The sequence below is a fragment of the Sphingopyxis solisilvae genome (assembly GCF_015475875.1).
In the GTDB taxonomy this organism is placed as follows: Bacteria; Pseudomonadota; Alphaproteobacteria; order Sphingomonadales; family Sphingomonadaceae; genus Sphingopyxis; species Sphingopyxis solisilvae.
In genome coordinates this window covers 139,745-163,900 of the sequence record NZ_JADKYM010000005.1, presented here as the reverse complement: position 1 = coordinate 163,900, position 24,156 = coordinate 139,745, and the positions used below count along the sequence as shown (strand labels likewise).

The 24,156-nt window shown below is 65.9% G+C and carries 24 protein-coding genes and 1 tRNA gene; 9 read left to right on the top strand and 16 right to left on the bottom strand.

What is annotated here, in order from left to right:
- Positions 1–29: 29 nt before the first annotated feature.
- The 3 genes from rsfS to IR187_RS05645 are packed head-to-tail and all read right to left on the bottom strand — an operon-like array spanning position 30 to position 2,370.
- Positions 30–428, bottom strand: a complete 399-nt coding sequence (gene rsfS, locus IR187_RS05655) for a ribosome silencing factor (RefSeq protein ID WP_194953726.1) — start codon at positions 426–428, stop codon at positions 30–32.
- Complete coding sequence (locus IR187_RS05650; protein WP_194953725.1) at positions 425–1,120, bottom strand: nicotinate-nucleotide adenylyltransferase; 696 nt, start codon at positions 1,118–1,120, stop codon at positions 425–427. Before IR187_RS05650 ends, rsfS begins: the two co-directional genes overlap by 4 nt.
- A complete protein-coding gene (locus IR187_RS05645) occupies positions 1,084–2,370 on the bottom strand; it encodes a glutamate-5-semialdehyde dehydrogenase (protein WP_194953724.1) in 1,287 nt (428 codons plus the stop codon). Before IR187_RS05645 ends, IR187_RS05650 begins: the two co-directional genes overlap by 37 nt.
- Positions 2,371–2,448: 78 nt before the next feature.
- Here IR187_RS05645 and IR187_RS05640 point away from each other — a divergent pair, with 78 nt between their 5' ends.
- On the top strand, positions 2,449–3,585 hold the full coding sequence (locus IR187_RS05640) for a DUF3667 domain-containing protein (protein WP_194953723.1): 1,137 nt from the start codon (positions 2,449–2,451) through the stop codon (positions 3,583–3,585).
- 61 nt (positions 3,586–3,646) lie between these two features.
- On the top strand, positions 3,647–5,278 hold the full coding sequence (locus IR187_RS05635; RefSeq protein WP_194953722.1) for an alkaline phosphatase D family protein: 1,632 nt from the start codon (positions 3,647–3,649) through the stop codon (positions 5,276–5,278).
- On the opposite strand, the gene IR187_RS05630 is transcribed toward IR187_RS05635, so the two are convergent.
- Positions 5,275–6,198: a crotonase/enoyl-CoA hydratase family protein gene (locus IR187_RS05630; RefSeq protein WP_194953721.1), complete on the bottom strand. Its 924-nt coding sequence runs from the start codon at positions 6,196–6,198 to the stop codon at positions 5,275–5,277. The two genes, IR187_RS05635 and IR187_RS05630, sit on opposite strands and share 4 nt — an antisense overlap.
- A 344-nt stretch (positions 6,199–6,542) precedes the next feature.
- Here IR187_RS05630 and purC point away from each other — a divergent pair, with 344 nt between their 5' ends.
- Together purC and IR187_RS05620 are read left to right on the top strand one after the other, a co-directional pair.
- Positions 6,543–7,322 (top strand): phosphoribosylaminoimidazolesuccinocarboxamide synthase, encoded by a 780-nt coding sequence (purC, locus tag IR187_RS05625; protein WP_194953765.1) that lies wholly within the window; start codon positions 6,543–6,545, stop codon positions 7,320–7,322.
- Positions 7,323–7,424: 102 nt separating this feature from the next.
- Positions 7,425–10,316, top strand: coding sequence for a M16 family metallopeptidase (locus IR187_RS05620; protein WP_194953720.1), 2,892 nt, complete (start codon positions 7,425–7,427; stop codon positions 10,314–10,316).
- 200 nt (positions 10,317–10,516) lie between these two features.
- Here IR187_RS05620 and IR187_RS05615 read toward each other — a convergent pair whose 3' ends face one another.
- The 5 genes from IR187_RS05615 to hisG all read right to left on the bottom strand — a co-directional run bounded on the left by IR187_RS05615 (position 10,517) and on the right by hisG (position 16,256).
- The gene (locus IR187_RS05615; RefSeq protein ID WP_194953719.1) at positions 10,517–12,631 is read right to left on the bottom strand and encodes a sodium-translocating pyrophosphatase; all 2,115 of its coding nucleotides are present in this window, start codon (positions 12,629–12,631) and stop codon (positions 10,517–10,519) included.
- A gap of 180 nt (positions 12,632–12,811) precedes the next feature.
- On the bottom strand, positions 12,812–13,741 hold the full coding sequence (thiL, locus tag IR187_RS05610) for a thiamine-phosphate kinase (protein WP_194953718.1): 930 nt from the start codon (positions 13,739–13,741) through the stop codon (positions 12,812–12,814).
- Positions 13,742–13,860: 119 nt separating this feature from the next.
- Complete coding sequence (nusB, locus tag IR187_RS05605; RefSeq protein ID WP_194953717.1) at positions 13,861–14,313, bottom strand: transcription antitermination factor NusB; 453 nt, start codon at positions 14,311–14,313, stop codon at positions 13,861–13,863.
- A gap of 7 nt (positions 14,314–14,320) precedes the next feature.
- Complete coding sequence (gene hisD / locus IR187_RS05600) at positions 14,321–15,613, bottom strand: histidinol dehydrogenase (protein WP_194953716.1); 1,293 nt, start codon at positions 15,611–15,613, stop codon at positions 14,321–14,323.
- The gene (hisG, locus tag IR187_RS05595) at positions 15,600–16,256 is read right to left on the bottom strand and encodes an ATP phosphoribosyltransferase (RefSeq protein WP_194953715.1); all 657 of its coding nucleotides are present in this window, start codon (positions 16,254–16,256) and stop codon (positions 15,600–15,602) included. Before hisG ends, hisD begins: the two co-directional genes overlap by 14 nt.
- Before the next feature lie 38 nt (positions 16,257–16,294).
- Here hisG and IR187_RS05590 point away from each other — a divergent pair, with 38 nt between their 5' ends.
- Positions 16,295–17,374 carry a DUF2332 domain-containing protein gene (locus tag IR187_RS05590; RefSeq protein WP_194953714.1) on the top strand — a complete coding sequence of 360 codons (1,080 nt, stop codon included), beginning with the start codon at positions 16,295–16,297 and terminating at the stop codon, positions 17,372–17,374.
- A gap of 34 nt (positions 17,375–17,408) precedes the next feature.
- On the opposite strand, the gene IR187_RS05585 is transcribed toward IR187_RS05590, so the two are convergent.
- The 3 genes from IR187_RS05585 to IR187_RS05575 all read right to left on the bottom strand — a co-directional run bounded on the left by IR187_RS05585 (position 17,409) and on the right by IR187_RS05575 (position 18,804).
- The gene (locus tag IR187_RS05585; protein ID WP_194953713.1) at positions 17,409–17,828 is read right to left on the bottom strand and encodes an addiction module antidote protein; all 420 of its coding nucleotides are present in this window, start codon (positions 17,826–17,828) and stop codon (positions 17,409–17,411) included.
- A gap of 218 nt (positions 17,829–18,046) precedes the next feature.
- Positions 18,047–18,529 carry a bacterioferritin gene (bfr, locus tag IR187_RS05580; RefSeq protein WP_194953712.1) on the bottom strand — a complete coding sequence of 161 codons (483 nt, stop codon included), beginning with the start codon at positions 18,527–18,529 and terminating at the stop codon, positions 18,047–18,049.
- A 101-nt stretch (positions 18,530–18,630) separates the two neighbouring features.
- Positions 18,631–18,804 carry a (2Fe-2S)-binding protein gene (locus IR187_RS05575; protein ID WP_194953711.1) on the bottom strand — a complete coding sequence of 58 codons (174 nt, stop codon included), beginning with the start codon at positions 18,802–18,804 and terminating at the stop codon, positions 18,631–18,633.
- A 181-nt stretch (positions 18,805–18,985) separates the two neighbouring features.
- On the opposite strand from IR187_RS05575, the gene purS reads away from it, so the two are divergent.
- Both purS and purQ read left to right on the top strand, forming a co-directional pair.
- Positions 18,986–19,216: a phosphoribosylformylglycinamidine synthase subunit PurS gene (gene purS / locus IR187_RS05570; RefSeq protein WP_194953710.1), complete on the top strand. Its 231-nt coding sequence runs from the start codon at positions 18,986–18,988 to the stop codon at positions 19,214–19,216.
- Between the two features lie 14 nt (positions 19,217–19,230).
- Positions 19,231–19,896 carry a phosphoribosylformylglycinamidine synthase subunit PurQ gene (purQ, locus tag IR187_RS05565; protein ID WP_194953709.1) on the top strand — a complete coding sequence of 222 codons (666 nt, stop codon included), beginning with the start codon at positions 19,231–19,233 and terminating at the stop codon, positions 19,894–19,896.
- Here purQ and IR187_RS05560 read toward each other — a convergent pair.
- Genes IR187_RS05560 through IR187_RS05550 form a run of 3 tightly spaced genes read right to left on the bottom strand, consistent with a single transcriptional unit; the run spans position 19,858 to position 21,489 of the window.
- Positions 19,858–20,235, bottom strand: coding sequence for a hypothetical protein (locus tag IR187_RS05560; RefSeq protein WP_194953708.1), 378 nt, complete (start codon positions 20,233–20,235; stop codon positions 19,858–19,860). The two genes, purQ and IR187_RS05560, sit on opposite strands and share 39 nt — an antisense overlap.
- Positions 20,236–20,263: 28 nt before the next feature.
- The gene (locus IR187_RS05555; protein WP_194953707.1) at positions 20,264–20,677 is read right to left on the bottom strand and encodes a hypothetical protein; all 414 of its coding nucleotides are present in this window, start codon (positions 20,675–20,677) and stop codon (positions 20,264–20,266) included.
- A gap of 23 nt (positions 20,678–20,700) precedes the next feature.
- Entirely contained in the window at positions 20,701–21,489 is a 789-nt protein-coding gene (locus IR187_RS05550; protein WP_194953706.1) for a queuosine precursor transporter, read from the bottom strand.
- Positions 21,490–21,559: 70 nt separating this feature from the next.
- On the opposite strand from IR187_RS05550, the gene IR187_RS05545 reads away from it, so the two are divergent.
- Both IR187_RS05545 and IR187_RS05540 read left to right on the top strand, forming a co-directional pair.
- A tRNA-Arg gene (locus tag IR187_RS05545) sits at positions 21,560–21,636 on the top strand.
- Positions 21,637–21,691: 55 nt separating this feature from the next.
- Positions 21,692–22,351, top strand: a complete 660-nt coding sequence (locus IR187_RS05540; protein ID WP_194953705.1) for an MOSC domain-containing protein — start codon at positions 21,692–21,694, stop codon at positions 22,349–22,351.
- Positions 22,352–22,502: 151 nt separating this feature from the next.
- Here the strand turns inward: IR187_RS05540 and glpD are convergent, their stop codons facing one another.
- Complete coding sequence (gene glpD, locus IR187_RS05535) at positions 22,503–24,017, bottom strand: glycerol-3-phosphate dehydrogenase (RefSeq protein ID WP_194953704.1); 1,515 nt, start codon at positions 24,015–24,017, stop codon at positions 22,503–22,505.
- Positions 24,018–24,156: the final 139 nt, after the last annotated feature.

Below are 24,156 nucleotides of genomic sequence, written 5' to 3'. Positions count from 1 at the left end.
GTCCGCCTAGCCGGTAGGCGGGACGGACGTCAATTTGCGGCGGCGACCGGCGGCGCGTCGCCAAACGACCACATGCGTTCGAGGTTGTAGAAGCTGCGCACTTCGGGACGGAACAGGTGGACGATGACATCGCCGGCGTCGAGCAACACCCAATCGGCATTGGGCAAGCCTTCGACTCGAACGCTGCGGCCCGCTTCCTGCTTGATCCGCTGCGCCAGCTTGTCGGCGATCGCCGACACATGGCGTGTCGAACGGCCGCTCGCGATCACCATATGATCGGCGATGCTGCTCTTGCCGGCGAGCGGGATCGAGATGGTTTCCTGGGCCTGGTCCTCGTCCAGCTGGTGGAGGATCAGCGCGTGGAGCGCGTCCACGCTATCATTGGCAGGAGCGGCGCCCGGCGCGGCCCCCTGGGTGGCGGAGATCAAATGCGTCCTTTCTTGGTCGGTTCCACCAGCCGCGAACGCGTGATCGGGTCGCGCAGCGCGCGGCCTTCATAGCGTTCGAACCAGCGGGGGTTGGCCTGCCGTATCGCAGTCGCGGATCGCACATCGGGCGAAAATCGCAAGAACACGAGGGCGGGCGGTCTCCAGTCTGTCCAATGCTTCTTCTGGTCTGCGGGCCGGACAAATCGCCGCAGCCATCCCATCGCACGTCTTGCATGGGCGCGGTCATTATAGCCCGGACGCGCGACAACCGCAATCGGCATCAATCGCGCAATTCCCCGCCAGTCGCGCCACCGGGGCAACTGGACCAGATTGTCGGCGCCCATGATCCAGATGAACTGGCGGTCGGGGTAACGCCGGACGAGCTTTTTCAGCGTGTCGATCGTGTAGCGGGTGCCAAGCTCGGCCTCGATAGCGGTCGCGCGGATCGGCGCGCGCCGCGCCATGTGCCGCGCCGAGGCGAGCCGCGCGGGGAGCGGCGCCATCCCTGCCGCGGGCTTCAGCGGGTTGCCCGGTGAAACGAGCCACCAAAGCTCGTCCAGATCCAGCGCATCGATCGCCTTCAAACTGATCGCACGATGGCCGCCGTGCGCTGGATTGAAGCTGCCGCCGAGGAGGCCGGTGGGAGAACGTCGCGTCAGGGGCGGACCTGTCCGGTGCCGCGCACCAGCCATTTGTAGGTCGTCAGCCCTTCCAGTGCGACCGGACCGCGCGCATGGAGGCGCCCCGTCGCAATGCCGATTTCTGCGCCCAGCCCGAATTCGCCGCCGTCCGCAAACTGCGTCGAGGCGTTGTGCATCACGATCGCACTGTCGACGCCGTTCAGGAAGCGTTCGGCGACCGTCGCGTCCTCGGTGACGATCGCGTCGGTGTGGCGGCTTGAATGCGCGTCAATATGCGCCAGCGCACCGTCGATCCCGTCGACCATCGCGATCGATACGATGGCGTCGAGATATTCGCTGTCCCAGTCACCTGCCGCCGCCGGTTCGACATGCGGGCTGAGCGCCGCGACATCCTTGTCGCCGCGCACTTCGCAGCCCGCCGCAATCAGCGCGTCGATCACGGCGCGCGGGGCGGCATAGCGACGGTCGATCAGGATCGTCTCGGTCGCGCCGCAGATGCCGGTGCGCCGCATCTTGGCGTTGACCGCCAGTGTCACTGCCTTGGCGGGGTCGGCGGCGCCGTCGATATAGAGATGATTGATCCCGTCGAGATGCGCGAGCACGGGCACGCGCGCCTCGTCCTGCACCCGCGCGACCAGGCCCTTGCCGCCGCGCGGAATGATGATGTCAATCAGCCCCTGCGCGCGCAGCATCGCGCCCACCACGGCGCGGTCCTGCGTCGGGACCAGCTGCACGGCGTCGGCGGCCAGACCCGCCGCGGCCAGTCCGCGGACAAAAGCTGCGTGGAGCGCGCGATTTGAATGCACCGCCTCGCTACCGCCGCGCAGGATGACGGCGTTTCCCGACATCAGCCCGAGCGCTGCGGCATCGGCGGTCACATTGGGGCGGCTTTCATAGATGATACCGATGACCCCCAGCGGTACGCGCACCCGGCTGAGCACCAGCCCGTTGGGGCGGGTCGCCCGGTCGATCTCGGCTCCGGTCGGATCGGGCAGGGTCGCAACCGCGTCGATCGCATCGGCAATCCCCGCCAGCCGTCCTTCGTCGAGTCGCAACCGGTCGAGCATCGCCGCCGACAGCCCGTTTTGCTGCCCCGCGGCCATATCATCGGCATTGGCCCGCAATATCGTCGCGGTGTCGGCGCGGATTGCAGACGCTGCGGCGCGCAGCCCCGCAGCCTTGTCGGCGGTGGGCGCCAGCGCCAGATGTTTCGCAGCGGTGCGCGCGCGGCCGCCTAGGTCGGCGATCAGTGTAGCAGCGTCGCCGGTCAGCGGCGCTTCGGTGAGGACGTCGGCGGTCATGGCTTTCCCCTATCACGCTTTGCGCGCGGCGTGAAAGTCCCGTTGCTTCGGCTCGCTCGCGCCATTAGGCAGAGCGCCATGAGCGGGGATATCGAAGGCATCGGGGCGGCGGTGACGGCCGGACTGGCAAGCAGCGCGGTCGAGCCGCGGCATGGCGGCGCGCATGCGGCCCGCGCGGGGCAACGCTGCCTCAATTGCGGAACCAGCCTCATCGGCTCGCATTGCCACCATTGCGGCCAGCGCGCCGACGTCCACCGCAGCTTTGGCGCGATCGGGCACGATCTGGTCCACGCGATCTTTCATTTCGAGGGCAAGATCTGGAACACGTTGCCGCTGCTCGCCTGGCGACCCGGCGACCTGACTCGCCGCTATATCCACGGCGAACGCGCGCGCTTCATTTCGCCGCTCGCCTTGTTCCTGTTCGCGGTGTTCCTGACCTACGCGGTGCTGGCGATGGTCGGCAGCGGTGGTGGGGTGGGCGAGGGACTCGCGAAAGCCGCCGACGAACAGACGCGTACCGCCGCGATCAAGGACAGCATGCAGCAGGAGGTCGACCGGATCGACGCCGAGCTTGCCAAGCCCGATCTTGCCGCGCCGAAACGGCAAGAGCTTTTGGCCGAACGCGACATCCTGCAAAAAAGCGCCGACTATCTCGGCATCGCGCGCAGCCGCAGCGCGCGCGAGCGCGCCGCTGACCGCGCCGCCGGGCCGCCGGTGCTGGACGATCCCGCCGACCAGCTGATGACGGGCGCCGAATTTATTTCGCGCAACAAGGTCGATACCGGCGTCGCCTTTATCGATCAGGGGCTGCGCAAGGCGTTGGCCAACCCCGCGCTCGTGCTTTATAAATTGCAGGCGAATGCCTATAAATTCGCCTGGGCGCTGATCCCGCTGTCGCTGCCGTTCATGTGGATGCTGTTTCCGTTCAGCCGCCGCTTTCACACCTACGACCATTTCGTCTTTGTGACCTACTCGATCAGCTTCATGCTGCTGCTGTTCGTCGCCGTGCGCCTGTTGAATCTGTCGATCTTTGGCGAGGTCGCGACCGCCTTCGCCCTGATCTACGTTCCCTTCCACATGTATCGCCAGCTGCGCGGCGCCTATCGCTCGTCGCGCTTCGGTGCCTTCGTGCGCGCCAATCTGCTGCTGTTTTTCAGCCTGTTCGCGGTGATGATGTTCATGTTCCTGCTGCTCGCCGTCGGGTTGATGGGTTAGCTGCGCCGAATCGTAACAAAGGCGCGGCAAAGAACCCGCCGATCAACGAGGGAGATTTGCGATGCACCACCGCTGGGGCGAAATGGACCGACGCCTGCTCGTCAAGCTCGGCACCGCGGGGCTGGCGGCGCTGGCATTGCCCGGCGCCGCCGCCGCGATGGCGGCGCAGGGCTTTACCCACGGCGTTGCCAGCGGCGAGCCCGGGCCGCATTCGGTGCTGCTGTGGACCCGCTATGCGGCCGCCAGCGACACCACGCTGACCGCCGAAATGTCGGACACCGCCGACTTCGCGCGCGTGGTTGCGGGGGGCAGCACGACCGCGGCGGGCGAGCGCGACCATATTGCAAAGCTGGTGATTGACGGGCTCGAACCCGGCCGCTGGTATTATTATCGTTTCGTCACCCCCGACGGCGGCAAGTCGGTCACCGGCCGCACCCGCACCTTGCCCGCCGGTCCGACCGGCGCCTTTACGCTCGCGCTCTTTTCCTGTTCGAACCTGCCGTTCGGCTGGTTCAACGCCTATGCCCACGCGGCGGCGCGACAGGACATCGACCTGGTCGTCCATTCGGGCGACTATCTCTACGAATATCCGGTCGGCGACTATCCGTCGTCGAAGGTCGCGCTGCCGGGCCGCGATATCCAGCCGACGCACGAAATGGTCAGCCTGGCCGATTACCGGCTCCGCTACGCCTCCTACCGCGCCGATCCCGACCTTCAGCGTCTCCACGCGCTTTTCCCGATGATCGCGCAATGGGACGATCATGAATTCACCAACGACGCGTGGAAAGGCGGTGCCGAAAATCACAATGAGGGCGAGGGTGAATGGGCCGCGCGCGCCGCGGTGGCCGAACGCGTCTATCGCGAATGGATGCCCGTCGCCGACACGCGCTGGCGCGATTATCAGGTCGGCGATCTGGCCACGATCTTCCTCCCCGAAACGCGCGTGACGGGCCGCGACCGGCAGTTTGAGATCGGCGAGATCATCGCTGGCGACGGTGACCCGGCCAAACGGCTCAAGACGTTCGCCGAAACCGCCTATCGCGATCCGGCGCGCCAGATGCTCGGTGCCGAGCAGGAAAATTGGCTGTTCGACGGCTTTGCCCGATCGACGAAGGCCGGAACGCGCTGGCAGGTCTGCGCGCAGCAGGTGGTGATGGGCAGCCTGTTCACCCCGCCCGAAACGCGCGAATGGTTCGCGGGCGATCAACCCGACTATGTCCGCCGCCGCGTCGAGGTCGGCCAGCTCGCGGCGAAAGCCGGGCTGCCGCTCAACCTCGATGCGTGGGACGGCTATCCCGCCGCCCGCGCCCGCCTCCTCGCCGCCGCGCAGCGCGCCGATGCCGACCTTGTCACCCTGACCGGCGATACGCACAACGCCTGGGCTTTCGATCTGGAAACCGACGGCCGCCCCGCGGGGGTCGAGATCGCCGGGCAAAGCGTCACCTCGCCGGGTTTCGAAGCCTATATCCCCGGCGTCAGCGACGAGTCGCGCGTCGCCGCGCTCCGCCGCGCGTCACCCCAGCTCAAATGGGCGAACACGCAGGACCGCGGCTATGTGACGGTGCAGCTAACGCGCGAGCGCGTGACCGCGAACTGGCACAATGTCGAAACGATCCGCACCCGGTCGCCCAAACTGAAGGGCACGCACAGCATGACGGCGACGCGCGGGCGGCGGAGATTCGACGCAGCTTAGCTATAGGGCGGCGCGTCCTCGAACTCGGCGAACCAGGGATAGTCGTTCGCGACGCTGGCCGTGAAATGGGCGGGACGCTTTTCGAGGAAGCTCGACACCCCCTCGGCGGCATCGGGGCTGCGGCCGCGGGCAAAGATCGCGCGGCTGTCCCAGCGGTGCGCGCTCATCGGATGGGCTGCGCCGAGCATCCGCCACAGCATGTGGCGGGTGAGCGCGACCGACACCGGCGCGCTGTGGTCGGTCAGCTCGCGCGCCTTGGCGATCGCGGCGTCGACCAGTTCGCCGGGGGCGTGGACCGATTGGACGAGGCCTTTCTCATGCGCTTCCTGCGCCGCGATCAGCCTCCCCGAAAAGCACCAGTCGACTGCGGTCTGGATGCCGACAAGGCGCGGCAGGAACCAGCTCGACGCCGCTTCGGGCACGATACCGCGCCGCGCGAAAACGAACCCATAGCGCGCGGTGTCGCTCGCCAGCCGCGCGTCCATCGACAGTGTCATCGTCGCGCCGATGCCGACCGCGGCGCCGTTGATCGCGCCGAGGACCGGTTTCTTGCAGTCGAAGATCCGCATCGACACGCGCCCGCCCGAATCGCGGATCAGCGGGTGCGACCAGTCGATCGTGCCGTCTTCGGAGACCGGGCTCTCCGCCATGCCGCCCGGGAGGATGGCCTGCTTGTCGGTGCGCTTGTCATAATCGAAGGTCGCGGCGCCCTGACCCAGATCGGCGCCCGCGCAATAGGCCTTTTCCCCCGACCCGGTAAAGATCACCGCGCGCACGCCGTCGTCGGCGTCGCATTCGTCAAGCGCGGCGACGATCTCCAGCATCATTTCGGTGGTGAAGGCGTTCATCCGGTCGGGGCGGTGCAACGTCAGCAGCGCGATGCCCTCGTGGCGGTCGAGGCGAATCTGGTCGAAGCTCATCCATCTCTCTCCTTGATTTTGGCATAGCGTTGCAAGCGATGGCGCCGAGCGCAAGCACTTTACGTAAACGTAAGGATGTATCTTCTCTGTCGCGCAGCGATGGGGAGGGGGACCGCTGCGAAGCGGTGGTGGAGGGGCGGCAACGTCGCGCCAAGGCCCCTCCGTCAGCGGCCCTGCCGCTGCCACCTCCCCATCGCTGCGCGACAGGGAGGATCGTTGGCGACGTGACTGATGACGCGCCCCCGCTTTGCCGCTATAGGCGCCTCGACCGCCCCGGCGCCGCGCCTCTCCCTGAGTCGCTTTGCCGGGGCCATTCATTTGGTTCCGACAGAAAGTTGACCGCCATGGCCCGTCGCCGCCAGATTTACGAAGGCAAAGCCAAGATCCTGTATGAAGGTCCCGAACCGGGGACGTTGATCCAGTATTTCAAGGACGATGCGACCGCGTTCAACGCGCAAAAGCGCGGGACGATCAACGGCAAGGGCGTGCTCAACAACCGCATTTCCGAGCATGTCTTCACGCTGCTCGGCAACATCGGCGTGCCGCATCATTTCATCCGCCGCCTCAACATGCGCGAGCAGCTGATCCGCCAGGTCGAGATCGTGCCGATCGAGGTGATCGTGCGCAACGTCGCCGCGGGCACGCTGTCGAAGCGGCTGGGGATCGAGGAGGGAACGCAGCTGCCCCGCACCCTGATCGAATATTGCTACAAGGACGATGCGCTCGGCGATCCGCTGGTGGCCGAGGAGCATATCGCCTGCTTCAACTGGTGCAGCCAGGAAGAATTGCACGACATTCAGGACATGGCGATCCGCATCAACGACTTCATGTCGGGCATGTTCGCTGCGGTCGGCATCCGCCTGGTCGACTTCAAGCTCGAGTTCGGGCGCCTCTATGACGGCGATTTCAGCCGGATCATTCTCGCCGACGAGATCAGCCCCGACGGCTGCCGCCTGTGGGACATGACGACGAACGAAAAGCTCGACAAGGACCGCTTCCGCCGCGACCTCGGCGGCGAGGTCGAAGCCTATCAGGAAGTCGCGCGTCGGCTGGGCCTGCTGCCTGAAGGCGGCGACAATGCCGTGCTCGACCTGGAAAGCCACCGCAAGAAAAAGGGCAGCTGAGCGCGCGGTCGCCGTTGGTCGGCCATGTCGCCGGTCGAAGGCACAGGCTGCCCCGGCGAACCCGTTCTTGACCGCAAGCGCGGGGGTGGCCAAACCCGCCGTATGACCAGCTCTTTTGTCCGGCGCGCTTCGACCGCGCTTTCGCCGCTTGTCCTTCTCGCCGTTATCGCTGCACCGGCCTACGCCCGCGAAGCATCGACCACGACCGCAACAGCGGCGGTCAATCCGCAGAGCGAGGCGGCCAGGGCATGGAATTTCGCTGCCAGCGATGTTCCGGTCGACTCGAACATCGTTTTTGGCGTCCTGCCCAACGGCATGAAATATGCGCTGCTGCAAAACAGCACGCCCAAGGACAGCGTCGTGCTGCGGATGCGTTTCGACGTCGGCAGCTTCGCCGAAGCCGACGACCAGCGCGGCCTCGCCCATTTCCTCGAACATATGGCATTCAACGGATCGACCAATGTGCCAGAGGGCGAGATGATCAAGCTGCTCGAACGCAAGGGGCTGGCGTTCGGCGCCGACACCAACGCCTCGACCGGGTTCGACGAGACGATCTACAAACTCGACCTGCCGAACGCTTCGGACGATCTGATCGACACCGGGCTGATGCTGATGCGCGAAACCGCCAGCGAACTGACGATCGACCCCGCCGCGGTCGACCGCGAACGCGGGATCATCCTGTCCGAACGGCGCGCGCGCGACACCTATCAGCTCCGCAACGTCATCGACCAGCTCGATTTTCAGATGCAGGGGATGAAGGTCGCGAGCCGCATCCCGGTCGGGACCGAAGAAGTGATCCGTACCGCGCCTGCCGCGCGGCTGCGCGACCTGTACGAGCGCTATTACCGCCCCGAGCGCGCGACACTGGTCATGGTCGGGGATTTCGACCCCGCGGCGGTCGAGGCCAAGATCAAGGCGCGCTTTGCCGACTGGACGGGGCGCGGCCCGGCCGGCGCCGATCCCGACATCGGCACGGTCGATTTCAACCGCGCCGCGGCGGCCGACGACTTCATCGATCCCGCCATTCAGGATATGGTGACGGTCAGCGCACTGAAACCCTGGCAGGAAGAAGCCGATACCAAGGCCAAGCGCGCCCGCACGCTGGCCGAGGACATCGGTGATGCGATCGTCAGCCGCCGCCTCGCGAAACTTGCGCTCGACGAGGATTCGCCCATCCTGTCCGCCTATTTCGGCAAGGCAACGGGCTGGAAGATATTCGAGCAGGTCACGGCAGGCGCCGTGGCCAAGGAAGGTGCGTGGACCGAGGCGCTGGCGCTGCTCGAACAGGAACAACGCCGCGCGATCGAACATGGCTTTACCCAGGCCGAAGTCGACGAGCAGCTGGCGACCCGCCGCACCGCGCTGCGCAATGCGGTCGCCGGGGTCGCGACGCGGCGGAGCGAGGCGCTCGCCGACGCGCTGGTCAATGCCGCCAAGGGTGATTTCGTGTTCGTTCGCCCCGAAACGTCGCAAGCGCTGTTCGAAGCGGTCGCGCCGTCGCTCGACGCCGCTACGGTAAGCGCGGTATTTCGCAAGCGGATGGAGGGCTTCAGCGCGCCGTTGGCCCGTGTGTCGGCGAAAAAGCCGATCGAGGGCGGCACCGACGCGATCCTCGCCGCGCTCCGCGCCTCGACGCAGGTCGCGGTCGCGCCGCCGGCCGAGGCGGCGAATGCCGCCTTCGCCTATGACAATTTCGGCACGCCGGGCACGATCATTGCCGACGACCGGATCGAGGATCTCGGCATCCGGCGCGTTCGCTTTGCCAATAATGTGATGCTCAACATCAAGAAGACCGATTTCCAGAAGGACCGGGTGATGCTGTCGCTGCGCGTCGACGGCGGCAATCTGCTCGCGACGCGCGACGACCCGACCAAAGTGTCGCTGGCGGGATCGCTGATGCTGGGCGGGCTTCAGGCGCACAGCCTCGATGACCTGCGCTCGATCCTCGCGGGCCGGACCGTCAGCCCCAGCTTCGGCAATGCGACCGATGCGTTCGGGGGCACGGCGCTGACTTCGCCCGAGGACTTTGCGCTGCAGGCGAAGCTGATGGCGGCCTATCTGACCCATCCCGGCTTCCGCGCCGACGGGCTGGCGCTTATCCGCCGCGTCCTGCCGCAGCAATATGCCGCGAACGACGCCACTCCCGCGGCGGTGATCGGCCGCGATGCGGGCGGCATCCTCGCCAATGACGATCCGCGCGCGCAGACACCGCCGCTCGCCAAGCTGCTGACGCTCGACTGGGAACAATTGAAACCGGCGATCGCTGACAGCTTTGCCAAGGGCGCGATCGAAATCGGCGTCGTCGGCGACATTGACGAACAGGCGGCGATCGACGCCATCGCCGCGACCTTCGGCGCGCTGCCCGAACGCCGCGCCGCGTTCGACCCGCGCACCGACGCGCGTATCCGCGAATATGCCAGGGACCGCAGCGAACGGACGCTGATCCACAAGGGACCGGCCGAGCAGGCGGAGATCCGGGTGTACTGGCCCGCGCGCGACGACAGCGACCTTGCCGAAGCGATGCGGCTCAACCTGCTGGTGCGGGTGATGCAGCTCAAGCTGACCGAGGAACTGCGCGAACGGCTTGGTGAAAGCTACAGCCCCGGCGCCGCCGCCAGCCTTTCGGACGAATTTCCGGGTTACGGGCATTTGTTCGCGGCCAGCAATGTCGATTACAAGGATCTGGCGACGACGCGCGCCGCGATCTTTGCGATCGTCAGGGAGTTGCGCGACGCCCCCGTCGATGCCGACCTGCTCGACCGCGCGCGGCGGCCACTGGTTGAGGCGATGACCAAGTCGCGCCGCGAGAACACCTATTGGCTGAACTATGTCGCCGAAGCGACGAGCCAGGCCGACCGCCTCGACCGCAGCCGCAACGGCATCGCCGAAGTCGAAGCCGCAACCCCCGCGGACTTGCAGACGCTGGCGCGCCGTTATCTGGTCGACGACAAGGCGCTGGTTATCAAGGCGGTGAGCGACAAGGCGGGGAAATAGGGGGGGCGCTGGCGACCGATTTCCGAGAGGAAAGCGCTTTGGTGGTTATTCGATAAGCCAGCGCGCTGGCAGATGGCGCCGTCGTCTCCCGACGTTCGGGGCGGAGTCTATCGCCCCCTCCGCAGATATTCCGAGTCCAACAAAAAGCCCCGCCGGATCGCTCCGGCGGGGTTTTATTTTCGCCGCAAGGGCAGCTCAGCTTATGCGGCTCCGTGCGCCAGCGCCGCGAGGAGCAGGATCGCCACGATGTTGGTGATCTTGATCATCGGGTTGACCGCCGGACCCGCAGTATCCTTGTACGGATCGCCGACGGTGTCGCCGGTTACCGCGGCCTTGTGGGCCTCGCTGCCCTTGCCGCCGTGGTTGCCGTCTTCGATATATTTCTTGGCATTGTCCCATGCGCCGCCGCCCGAGGTCATCGAGATGGCGACGAACAGTCCGCCGACGATCACACCGAGCAACAGCGCGCCGAGTGCCTCGAGTGCCGCGGCTTGCCCCGCCACCGACCGGATGACAAAATAGACGACGATCGGCGCGAGCACCGGCAGCAGCGACGGAATGATCATTTCCTTGATCGCCGCCTTCGTCACCAGGTCGACCGTGCGCGCATAGTCGGGCTTGCTCTCATAGGTCATGATGCCCGGATTGTTCTTGAACTGGTCGCGAACATCCTTGACGACCTCACCCGCCGCGCGGCCCACGGCCGTCATGCCCATTGCCCCGAACAGATAGGGCAACAGCGCACCGAGCAGCAGCCCGACGATGACATAGGGCGACGACAGCGAGAAGGTCAGCGGCTCGGTCAGCCCCAGCACCGACGAATATTCGGTGATGTCGGCGGTATAAGTGCCGAACAGCACCAATGCCGCGAGGCCTGCCGAACCGATCGCATAACCCTTGGTCACCGCCTTGGTCGTATTGCCCACGGCGTCGAGCAGGTCGGTCTTCTCGCGCACGCTGTCATCCAGCCCCGCCATTTCGGCAATCCCGCCGGCATTGTCGGTCACCGGGCCATAAGCGTCGAGCGCGACGACCATGCCCGCAAGCGCCAGCATCGCGGTGGCGGCAAAGGCGATGCCGACGATGCCCGCAAGCAGATAGGCGATGATGATGCCGGCGCAGATCACCAACGTCGGCAGTGCAGTCGATTCCAGGCTGATGGCCAGCCCCTGGATCACATTGGTGCCATGGCCCGTTTCCGACGCCTTGGCGATGCTGCGCACCGGGCGGTAGTTGGTGCCGGTGTAATATTCGGTGATCCAGATGATCAGCCCGGTGATGACGAGTCCGAGGAGCGAACAATAGAAGAGCGCGCGGCCGTTGAAGCCGGTGCCCGCAATCTCCGCATTCATGTCGCCCAGCGCATATTGGGTCGAGAACCAGATCGCCGGGATCGACAGGATCGCGGTGACGAGGAAACCCTTGTACATCGCGCCCATGACGTTGGTCCCGCTGCCGAGACGCACGAAATAGGTGCCGATGATCGACGTGATGATGCACACCCCGCCCATCAGCAGCGGCAGCGTCATCAGCGGGAGCAACATATCGCCCGCGCCCTTCAGCAGCAGCGCGATCAGCACCATCGTGGCGCCGACGGTCACGACATAGGTTTCGAACAGGTCGGCCGCCATGCCCGCACAGTCGCCGACATTGTCGCCGACATTGTCCGCGATCACCGCGGGGTTGCGCGGATCATCCTCAGGGATCCCTGCCTCGACCTTGCCGACCAGGTCGGCGCCGACGTCGGCGGCCTTGGTGAAGATGCCACCACCAAGACGCGCGAAGATCGAGATCAGCGAAGCGCCAAAGGCGAGCGCGACGAGCGCATCGACCACGGTGCGGTCTTCACCGCCGACGGTGAACCCGCCGGGGCCGATCAGATACCAGAAGAAGACCGAGATCGCGAGCAGGGCCAGGCCGGCCACCAGCATCCCGGTGATCGCGCCGGCGCGGAACGCCATGGTCAGACCGGCCTGAAGGCCCGTCTGCGCCGCTGCGGCGGTACGGACATTGGCTTTCACCGAAATGTTCATGCCGATATAGCCCGCGACGCCCGACAGCACTGCCCCGATCACAAAGCCGGTTGCCGAGATCGGGCCGAGAAACAGCCCGACCAGAATGGCGACAACGACGCCGACGATCGCGATCGTCCGATATTGGCGGCCCAGATAGGCCTTGGCGCCTTCCTGGATCGCGCCGGCGATTTCCTGCATCTTTTCGTTACCGGCCGAGGCGCCGAGCACCTGCCGGGAGGTAACGAAGCCATAGAGCACGGCCAACAGGCCGCACGCTATCGCGATCAAAACCGGATTCATGCGTGTCTCTTCCTTCCCATTGAGAAGGGCAACCGCAGAGTAAATCGTCGAGCGTCCGACTTTTCGATGCCGGTTCGCCCTCTCCCCTGATGCGACCGCCCCAAATTGACCGCCGCGTTATGGGAAGAAAGAAAGCCAAGGGCAAGCCCGGTTATTCGGCACTTTTGTAACGCTTCTGCCTCAATGCGTAAAACCCAGTCGATCGGGCAGGGCCATGCGCCGCGCGTGATGCGTCAGCACCAGCCCGGCCCCGACCCCCGCATGACCGACCGCAGTCACGGCAACGTCCAGTCCCGCGGCAATTTCGCGAATCGCTTCGCCTTCGCCCGGGTCGGCGGCAAACAGCAGCTGGTAATCGTCACCCGCGCTCGCCGCCGCGAGCCGCGTGTCGAGCACGTCGGGTCGCACCGCGAGCAGCGCCGCCGACAGCGGTACCGTCTCCAGCCGGACGAGCAATTCGCACCCGCTGGCACCCGCCATGCGCTCTGCATCGATCAGCAAGCCGTCGGAAACATCCATCATCGCGTGGACATGCGGCACGATCGCCTGCCCAAAGGTCGTGAGCGGTTGCGGGCGGCGGTAGGCGGCGAGGCAGGTTTCATTCGGCTCGACCTGCCCCAGCCGCATCGCCAGCCCCAGCCCGGCGTTGCCGATCGTCCCGGTCACCCAAAGCTGGTCGCCGGGCCGGGCCCCGGCGCGCGACGGCGCTCCGCCCGGCGGCGCCCGGCCGATCGCGGTCAGGCCGAAACTGCGCGGCGCTCCGGCAGGGACGCGCACCGTGTCACCGCCGAGCAGGATGACGCCAAAGCGGCGCAGCGCCAGATCGAGCCCTTCGACAAATGCCGCGTCCCACGCGTCGTCACCCAGGCTGTAGCCGACGAGCACTCCGACTGGCGCCGCGCCTTTTGCGGCGAGATCCGACAGGTTCACCGCGACAAGTTTCCACGCGACATCCTGCGGCGTGTCGTCGGGAAGGAAGTGGATGCCCTCTACGATCATGTCATGGGTGAGGACCAGCCCTTCCCACTCCGCCGCATCGTCCGCGAGCCCGCGCGCGGCGGGGTCGGTCGCAATGGCGCGCAGGCGGGTGATGAAATCGGTTTCGGACATGCGACACCCTCTCGCCCAAAACAATGTGCCCTAATTCCGTTCGTGTCGAGCGAAGTCGAGACGCGCTTGGAACGCGCTGGGCTTCGGCGTGTCTCGACTTCGCTCGACACGAACGGTTTCTAGGCGTTTTTGCGCACATCCTTGCCGATCGCGTCGAGCAGGCCATTGGCAAACCCCGCTTCGCGACCGTCGAAAAATGCCTTCGCGACATCGACATATTCGCTGACCACCGCGCCGACCGGCACATCGCTCCGTGCAATCAGTTCATAGGCGCCCGCGCGCAGGATCGCCTTCATCGTCCGATCGAGCCGGTCCATCGTCCAGCCGCTCGCCAGCCGCGCGACGATCGCGGCGTCGATCTCGTCGGCGCGCGCCAGCACGCCCTTTACGATGTCGTCGAAAAAAGGAACGTCGGCGCCCGCATATTCAGCGTCCTCGATGATTGCGCCGATGCGGTGCTGGTGAAATTCATGGATCAGCTGGGCTACCGGCGTTGCTTCCATTTCGTGCTGATAGAGCGCCTGCACGGCGGCAAGGCGGGCGGCGGAACGGGACTGGGCGCGTTGGTTCATGGTTTTTCTACTTCAGACGATTCTGGACGCTAAGCGCATGGGCGGGAAGCCCCTCGGCACCGGCAAGCGTGACCGCCGCCGGACCGATGGCGGCAAGACTCACCTCGTCGAGAGCGAGGAAGCTGGTGCGTTTCATGAAATCGGTGACCGACAGCCCGCTCGAAAAACGCGCACGGCGGCCGGTGGGAAGGACATGGTTGGGCCCGGCGACATAATCGCCGATGGCTTCCGGCGTCTGGCGCCCAAGGAAGACCGAGCCCGCGTGGCGCACCTGGGCGAACAGCGCATCGGCTTCGGCGGGATCGACCGCGAGTTCGAGATGTTCGGGCGCGAGCCGGTCGCACAGCGGGATCGCATCGACGAGCGTCGGCACAACGATCACCGCGCCGTTGTCGGCCCAGCTTGCCTGCATCGTCGCCGCGGTGCCCAGCGTCGGGATGATCTGCGCCGCCGCCGCCGCAACGGCATCGGCAAAGTCCGCATCGTTGGTGAACAGGATCGACTGGCTCGTCGGGTCGTGCTCGGCTTGGCTGAGCAGGTCGGCGGCGATGACGTGCGGCGAGTTGCGGTTGTCGGCAACGACGACGATTTCGCTCGGTCCCGCAACCATGTCGATGCCGACGACGCCATAAACCTGCCGCTTCGCTTCGGCGACCCACGCATTGCCGGGGCCGGTAACGACGTCGACCGGCGCGATCCGCTCGGTGCCATGGGCCAGCGCCGCAACCGCCTGCGCCCCGCCGATACGCCAGATTTCGTCGATCTCGCCGATATGTGCCGCCGCCATCACGACCGGGTTGACCTCGCCGCCCGGCGTCGGGGTCATCATTACGATGCGCTTCACCCCCGCCACCTTGGCAGGCAGGATGTTCATCAGCACCGACGAGGGATAGGCCGCGCGACCGCCGGGGACATAGACGCCCGCCGCATCGACCGCGTTCCACCGCGCGCCGAGCCGCGCGCCCGTCGCATCGCGATAGTCGCGATCTTCGGGCAGTTGCGCAGCGTGATAGGCGCGAATACGGTCGGCGGCGAGGTTGAGCGCGTCGCGCAGTTCGGGTGCCAGCGCTTCATAAGCGGCGGCGCATTCCGCTTTCGAGATACTCCAGCCGCTCGTGTCGAGATCGAACTTGTCAAAGTTGGCGGTATATTCTGCGAGCGCCGCGTCGCCCTCGGCCTTCACCCGCGCGATGATCGCCGCGACGTCGGCGGAAACGTCGGAATCGCTCTCGCGCCGATCATTGACCAGCGCGTCGAACTCGGCCGCAAAGCCGGGCGCGGAGGCGTCAAGCCGCCGCATCGCCCACCGCCTGCCGGAACCGCTCGACCAGCGCCGGAACTTCGGCCGAGCGTAATTTGAACGCGGCGCGGTTGACGATCAGCCGTGCCGACACGTCGCTGATGATTTTCTGTTCGGCGAGCGCATTTTCGACCAGCGTCCGACCCGTCGAAACAAGGTCGACGATGTGCGAGGCCAGCCCCAGCTTCGGCGCAATTTCCATCGCACCGTTCAGCTTGATGCACTCGGCCTGGATGCCCTGGCCTGCAAACCAGCGCCGCGTCGTCGACGGATATTTGGTCGCGACGCGGATATGGCTTTCGCCCGGCCCCGGCGGCGCGCTGCCCTCCGGCCCCGCCAGCGACAGCCGGCAGTGGCCGATGCCGAGGTCGACCGGCGCATAAAGCTCGCTGTAGTCGAACTCGTCCACAACATCGGACCCGACGATGCCCAGCTGCGCCGCGCCATGCGCCACGAACGTCGCGACATCGAACGCGCGGACGCGGATCAGCGCGATGTGCGGCTGGTTGGTCGCGAACACCAGCGCGCGGCTGCTCTTGTCAAAAAAATCCGCCGCGGGCTCGATCCCCACGCGCGCCAGCAGCGGCAGCGCCTCGTCGAGGATGCGTCCCTTGGGGATGGCAAAGATGATCGGTTCGGGCATAAGCGCCGTGCCTTTAAGCGGCGGCGGGAGAAAGGGCAATGAGCGAGCGTTACCAGTTTGTCGACATGGGCGCGACCGGCGCCGGGGCCGTGCGGACCGCATTTGCCAACCAGGTCGCCTATTGCCGGTCGAGCAACGCCCCGGTAACCGCGCGGATCGTCGCGGCGCTCGCTTCGCTGCTCGACAAGCCCGCAACCGAATTCGCCCGCCGCATGGCAATGTGGGAAGGCGCGCCGCTCGCCGATGCGCTGCCGCTGCGCGCCGCGGGCGGGCTGCACGCGCTGCACCTCGCCGGAACCGCGCACGAGCTGGCGCCGATCTATGCCGATGCCGAGGACATCAACGATGCCGCGATCGTCGCCGGAGTCATCGCTCGGCACGAAACGGCGCTGCTTCCGTGGCTCGACGGGCCGCCGCAGACCAACGAGGCGGGGCGCTCGTCCAACTTCATCGCCGCGATGCTGTGGCTCGCCGACAAGGGCTTGCCGCCGCGCTTCGATTGCCTGGAAATCGGGTCGAGCGCGGGGATCAACCTGATGATCGACCGCTATCATTATGACCTCGGCGGGGTACATGTCGGGCCGCAGCCCGGCGCAATGGCCTTCACCCCCGACTGGCGCGGCAATCATCCGCCGATGCACGCGATCGAATTTGCGGGCCTGAAAGGCTGCGATGTCGCGCCCGTCGACCTGACCGATCCGGCGCAGGCGCTGCGGCTGAAAGCCTATATCTGGCCCGAACATCATGTCCGCTTCCAGCGCATGGCGGCGGCGATCGCCGCGGCCACCGCAGCGCCCCCGGACCTGATCCGCGCCAACGCCGCCGATTTCGTCGAAACCGAACTGGCGCGCCCGCAGGCCGAAGTCACCACCCGCGTGCTGATGCACTCGATCGTCTGGCAATATGTCCCCGCCGACCAGCAGGCGCGGGTCACCGCCGCGATCGAGGCCGCAGGCGCGCGCGCCACCGCGGAGCGTCCGCTGGCGTGGATCGCGCTCGAGGCCAACCGGACAGTGCATCATCACGAACTGGTGGTGCGCCATTGGCCGGGCGGCGGCGCGCCGGTGAAACTGGCGCACGCCCACGCGCATGGCGCGTGGGTGGAGTGGCTGGGGTGAATTTTTTTCGATCTTGGCCAAAAGCCAAGCTCGGCTAAGCCCGTCCCGACGCCCGTGCCCGAACGAAATTCTCCAGGGCGACGAAGATCATCTCGCGCGCGTCGCTGCCCAGCATCTCGGCAGTCAGCACGTCGAAATGGACGCGGTTGCCGTGCGCCGCGGCGGTCACCAAATTGGCCAGCAGCGTCTCGTCGAAACTCGCCTGCGGGCAACAGGGCGGGGCGACCGCGAACGGGTCGGGCCAGCTGTGGCCGATCGCCTCTACGACCAGCCGGAAGCGCCGCGCCGCCAGGATGTTGCCCCAGCGCCGCTCGAGCTCGGGCATCGGATCGCGGCCGCTGCGGCGACAGGCGATGCAATAGCGCAGCGCGAGCACCGCCTGCGCCGCCTCGACCGAAAGGTCGCGGATCAGCGGTTGCTGCGTCAAATGCCGGATCAAGCTGCTGCTGTGCATCGCGCTATTCTCTCCCGGCCGTAGCAATCCTCGGGCTCCATTTTTGAAAAAGATGCCGGTCACCGCGGTTGCGGCGACCGGCAGGAGGGGACTGCCGGACCTTGCTATTGAGAATTAATCGCAAGTGCAAGCAAAAAAAGAGGCGCCCGAAAGCGCCCCTGAAAAAACTGAATTTCCTGCCTCGTCATCCCGGCCTTCGCCGGGATGACGGATTCAAATCAATCGTCCCCGGCGGGTTTCGACTGGAGCTGGATATAATTGGCGATGCCCATCCGCTCGATCATCTCGAACTGTTTTTCCAGTTCGTCGACATGATGCTCCTCGCTTTCGAGGATGTCGGCGAACAGGTCGCGGCTGACATAGTCGCGGACGCTTTCGGAATGCGCGATCGCATCTTTCAGCAGCGGGATTGCCTCTTCCTCCAGCGCCAGGTCGGCTTTCAGAATCTCTTCGACCGTTTCGCCGACGCGCAGGCGGCCCAGCATCTGGAAATTGGGCAGCCCGCCCAGGAACAGGATGCGGTCGGCCAGCTTGTCGGCGTGTTTCATTTCGTCGATCGATTCCTCGCGCTCGAAATGCGCCAGCTTCGCGACGCCCCAATTGTCGAGCATCCGGTAATGCAGCCAGTACTGGTTGATCGCGGTCAGTTCGTTCTTCAGCGCCTCGTTGAGGAAATCGATGACCTTTTCGTCGCCCTTCATTTTATCAATCCTGTCATGTCTCGTAACCATTGGAATGACAGCATTATACCGCCCCGGACCCGGTCAGGCCAAGGGAGAAAATGGCGGAAATCTGGGAAAAATCAGGCGGCTGCGGTGGCGTCGCTGATGATATTGCGAGCGAAAGGCAGACATTGTCCGCACTTGGGTTTGCGACCCAATTGCGCATAGGCAGCCTTGGCGCAGCGCAACTGGCCGGTCCGCGCGACATCGCGCAGCTGGCTTTCCCTTATTGCGTTGCAGACACAGACGACCATGTGCGAATCCTTCTCAACAATGGTGATGTAGAGCTAGTGCGACAGATTCGCAACAGGAAAGATGCGACTGGTTCGCAATCCGAAAACGCGCATTTTTCGCCCCGCCCACCCTTGCCCGCAAAGTGATTCGCGGGCATAGGCGCGCGCATCTTCACGCCCTCCCACGCAAAGGTCCGCCCCCATGAAAGTGAATGTCTATGTGACGCTCAAACCGGGGGTGCTCGATCCGCAGGGCAAGGCGATCCACCATGCGCTTGAGGGGCTGGGCTTCACTGGCGTTGCCGACGTGCGTGCGGGGCGTTTCATCGAACTCGACGTCGCCGACGACACGAGCGATGCCGATCTCGACGCGATGTGCGCGAAGCTGCTCGCGAATACGGTGATCGAAAACTACCGCATCGAACGTCCGTAAGGGGAGCGAAGCCCATGAAGACCGCCGTCATCGTCTTTCCCGGCTCGAACTGCGATCGCGACATGGCGGTCGCGCTGGAAACCGTCACCGGCAAGGCGCCCGCCATGGTATGGCACCGCGAGAGCGAGCTGCCCGATGCCATCGATTTTATCGCGCTGCCCGGCGGCTTTTCCTATGGCGATTACCTGCGTTCGGGGGCGATGGCGGCGCGCTCGCCGATCCTGCGCGCGGTCGGCGACGCGGCGGCGCGCGGCGTCCCTGTGCTGGGCATCTGCAACGGTTTCCAGGTACTGACCGAGGCGCAGTTGCTGCCCGGCGCGCTGATGCGCAACGCGGGCCTCAACTTCGTCTGCCGCACCGTGCCGCTGAAGGTCGAGAACAGCCAGTCGCTGTTCACCGCCGGCTATCAAGCGGGCGAGGAAATCCACATCCCGGTTGCGCATCACGACGGCAATTATTTCGCCGACCCCGAAACGCTCGACCGGATCGAGGGCGAAGGGCGCGTGGCGTTCCGCTACGCCGACCGCGTCAACGGGTCGGCGCGCGACATTGCGGGCGTCCTGAACGATGCGGGCAATGTGCTCGGCATGATGCCGCACCCCGAACGCGCGATCGACCGCGCGCACGGCGGCACCGACGGGTTACGTCTGTTCGAAGCGGCGCTCGGCGTCCTCGCCTGACGGTTCGACCGGCACCGCTGGGTTCCGGGGCTGTCGTGTAGTAGCGGCGCGCGGCCACCAGCGTTCGACCAACAACAATATCGTCGGCCAGAACAAGGTGTTCCAGACGTCGTGCCAGTGCGCGGCGTCGGGCTGGAGGTCTCCGCGCAGATGCTCGCCGCGCGTGTCCAGCCATTCGCCACCCAACGCCGCCAACAGGACCAGGGTCCATGCCAGCCATCGCCAGCGCGGCAGCAGCAGGCGCGTCGCCAGATAGATCGCCAACCCGCCGTAGATGTGCAGCGCGTCCTTGCTGAGCCCGCTGCCGTCGATGAAAAACACCTTGAGCTCTTGGTACAAGTGCGAGGCCGCCTCAGCGCTCACCGGATCAGACCCTCGCCTCGATCGATCTGGAAACGGGTGCGGTTTCCGCGACGATATCGACGTCACTGCATCGCTCGGCGTCCTCGCCTGACGGTTCGACCGGGACCGCCTTGCTCCGGCGCGGCCGCAGCCACGGCAGCGCGAGCGCCAGCACCAGCGGCGCCGCCATCGTATTGCGCAGGTCGTGCCAATGTTCCGCCGGGTCGCACACGCCGCCTTGCAGCAGCTCCATCTGATGGTCGAGCCATTCGCCGGTCAGCGCCGCGGCCAGCACCATGACCACCGCCGCGACCGATCCCCACGGCCCGCGCCACATTATGCGCACGCACAGGAACAGCGCGATCGCGACATAGATGTGCAGCGCGTCGCGGCTGACGCCGGTCAGGTCGACCAGCCAGATTTTCGCGGCGTGAAACATTTGGGGAATAGTGTCCTGCAACTTCAAACCTTGGCAGCGAATGGCGTAAAATCGGTGCCTTCGTCGAATACATCGACACCCTCGCGGCGCTTCAACGCGCCGACCACGACGTAGGTTGCGGGCGTCAGCGCCGCCTCCCATGCGACCTTCAGCGCCCAGTTCGTCGCCATCACCAGAAACACCTGCTCGGTTTCCCAAATGCCCAGAAAGGCGATCGGATAAAAGATCAGGCTGTCGATGCCCTGGCCGACGATCGTCGATCCGATCGTGCGCATCCACAGAAAGCGGCCCGCCGTCGCGACTTTCATGCGGGCGAGAACATAGCTGTTCACAAACTCGCCCGCCCAAAAGGCGGCAATCGACGCCAGCACGATCCGCCATGCGCTGCCGAACACGCTGTCGTACGTGGCCTGGCAGACCGCGCCGCTGCCGCCCGTTTCGCCCGATTTCAGCGTCAGGCTCTCGGTTCCGCTGCACCACCAGTCCTGCGCGGGCGGCATCGCCAGCACGACCCAGCTCATCACCGCCATGAAGATCAGCGCGCCGAAGCCGGTCCAGATCACCCGTCGCGCGCGGGCATAGCCGTAAACCTCCGTCAGCACGTCGCCGATGACATAGCTGACCGGAAAGAACAGGATGCCGGCGCCAAAGGTCAGCGTGCCGACGGTCGACAGCTTCGACGCACCGATGATGTTCGACAGCAGCAACACCGCCACGAAAGCGGCCATCACCAGGTCGTAATAGCGGAAATGGCGGACCACCGACGCGCTGACGGGTTGCGGCTTGGCGGTAGGGGCGGAGGATTCGGTCATCGGCTCGCTGCTTAACGCGCTTTGCAGCCCGCGCAAACCGCGCTATTCGCCCCCCGCGTACCAGCGCCGCGCGCCCGTAGCTCAGCTGGATAGAGCACCCGCCTTCTAAGCGGGTGGTCGCAGGTTCGAATCCTGCCGGGCGCGCCATCGCCGCCATGCCGCGCCGATTGCCATTCGCGCCGGACCGATTATCAAGCGGGCCATGCCGACCGAGATCCTTGCCGTCCTGCTGGGCAAAGCCCGCCCCTTTCGCGGCGACGAGCGCAGCGCGATCGACAAGCGGCCGGTGGCGGACAGCGTCGCGGTGGATGCCATGGGTCTCGCCGGCGACGAGCAGGCCGACCGCACCGTGCATGGCGGCATCGACAAGGCGATCCACCATTATCCCGCCGACCATTATGACTGGTGGCGCGGCCAGCTAAATGACCACGCGTTGCTCGATGCGCCGGGTGCGTTCGGCGAGAACATCTCGACGACCGGGCTCGACGAAAAGAACGTCTGCCTCGGCGACCGCTTCCGCCTCGGCAGCGCGCTGGTCGAGGTCAGCCAGGCGCGCCAGCCGTGCTGGAAACTCGACCATCGTTTCGCCGCCAAGGGGGTGATGGCAGCGGTGGTGAAGACCCAGCGGACGGGCTGGTATTACCGCGTGCTTGAACCCGGCACCGTGCGCGCGGGTAACGATCTGGATCTGGTCGAACGTCCCTATCCCGAATGGCCGCTCGCATCGCTGTTCGGCTTGCTTATCGGCGGCGAGGCGAAGGACCGCCCGGCCGACGTCCGTGCGCTGCGCGATGTGCCGGCGCTCGCCGAGACATGGAAGGTGCGCCGCGCCAAGCTGGCGGCGCAGATTGGTGTGGATTGAGCGATTTCTGATGGAATCGTCATCCCGGCGAAGGCCGGGATCTCGCCGGTGCGCCAGAACGAGACGATGAGATCATGTTCAGAGTCACGTGCCTCTGACCACCCTTCGCCGGGATGACGATACAGGGAAAGCGGTGTTTCCCCTCAAGCCCTCACGCTTCAAGAGCGCGGGGTCTTTCATCCAGCCACGCCCCCAGCTTCGCCACCTCGCCAGCGCTGAAAAGCAGACCCAGCTTGCTGCGTCGCCACAAGATGTCCTCGCTCGTCTGCGCCCATTCCTGATTGACCAGCCACGCCGCTTCGGCAACGCTGAGACCGTGGGCGATTTCGCCGCCGAGCGCGTCCCAGCTGTCGGCGTCGCCCAGCCAGCGGCGCGCGTCGGTGCCATAGGCCTTGACGATCCGGTCGACCGTCGCGGTGGTCAGAAAGGGATAGGCGAGCTTGATTTCGGCCTTGAGTGTCGCGGCGCCGCTCGTCGGAAAATCACCGCCGGGCAGCGCCGCTTTGCCGGTCCATCGCTTCCCCGCCAACGCGGGCACATGATCCGCGAGTTCGTCGACCGCGGCCTCGGCCACATGGCGATAGCTGGTGATCTTGCCGCCATAGATGGTGAGCAGCGGCGCGCCTTCCTCCATGTCGAGGTCGATTCGATACCCGCGCGTCGCCGCTTCGGGCTGCCCCGACCCGTCCTCGACCAGCGGCCGCACCCCCGAATAGGTCCAGACGACATCGGCGGGAGTGATCGGCTCGCGGAAATAGAGGCTGGCGCCTTCGCACAGATAGGCGATTTCCTCGTCGCTCGCCCGCGCCTCGCTCGCCGGGCCGTCATGATCGACATCCGTCGTGCCGATCAGGGTGAAATCGCGCTCATAGGGGATGGCGAAAAAGATGCGCCCGTCGGGCAGCTGGAAGAAATAGGCATAATCGTGCCGGAACAACCGCCGCACCACGATATGCGACCCGCGCACCAGCCGCATCGCATGATCGGGCTCGGCATCGGCGCGCTTCAGCAAATCGAGCACCGCCGGCCCCGCCGCGTTGACGACGCTGCGCCCGGTGAAGCGATATTGATGCCCGTTGGCGCAGCTCGCCTCGACCACCCACAGGCCGTCCTCGCAGCGCAGCATGTCGGCGCGGGTGCGGGTGCGCACCTTCGCGCCATGCGCGGCGGCGTCGCGCGCGTTGAGCACCACCAGCCGCGCATCGTCGACCCAGCCGTCCGAATATTCAAAGCCATGCGTGTATTGCGGTTGCAAGGGCTCGCCCGCCACATGGCGCCTGAGGTCGATCGAGCGCGTCGCGGGCAATTTTTTGCGCCCGCCGATGTGGTCGTAGAGGAACAACCCGAGCCGCAGCAGCCAGCGCGGGCGCAGCCCCGGCCGGTGCGGCAACACAAAGCGCAGCGGCCAGATGATGTGTGGTGCGATGCCCCACAAGGTCTCGCGCTCCTTCAGCGCCTCGCGCACCAGGCCGAATTCATAATGCTCCAGATAGCGCAGTCCGCCGTGGATCAGCTTGGTCGACGCCGACGATGTGCCCTGCGCCAGATCGCCCGCTTCGATCAGCAACACCCGCGCCCCGCGCCCCGCGGCGTCGCGCGCGACCCCGGCGCCGTTCACGCCGCCGCCGATGATGATGACGTCATAGGGCTGGGCGCTGTCGGGCATGGCGAACTCCCTAAGTCAGATGCGCCGGCTTTGCCAAGGGGGCGGTCGATGCAGGGGGTCATCGGCCATGGTGGACAGCAGTGCGGTCGGTTGCAAAAGCTGTCACAAGTTCGGGTGAGGGGGAGAGGATTATGCGGCG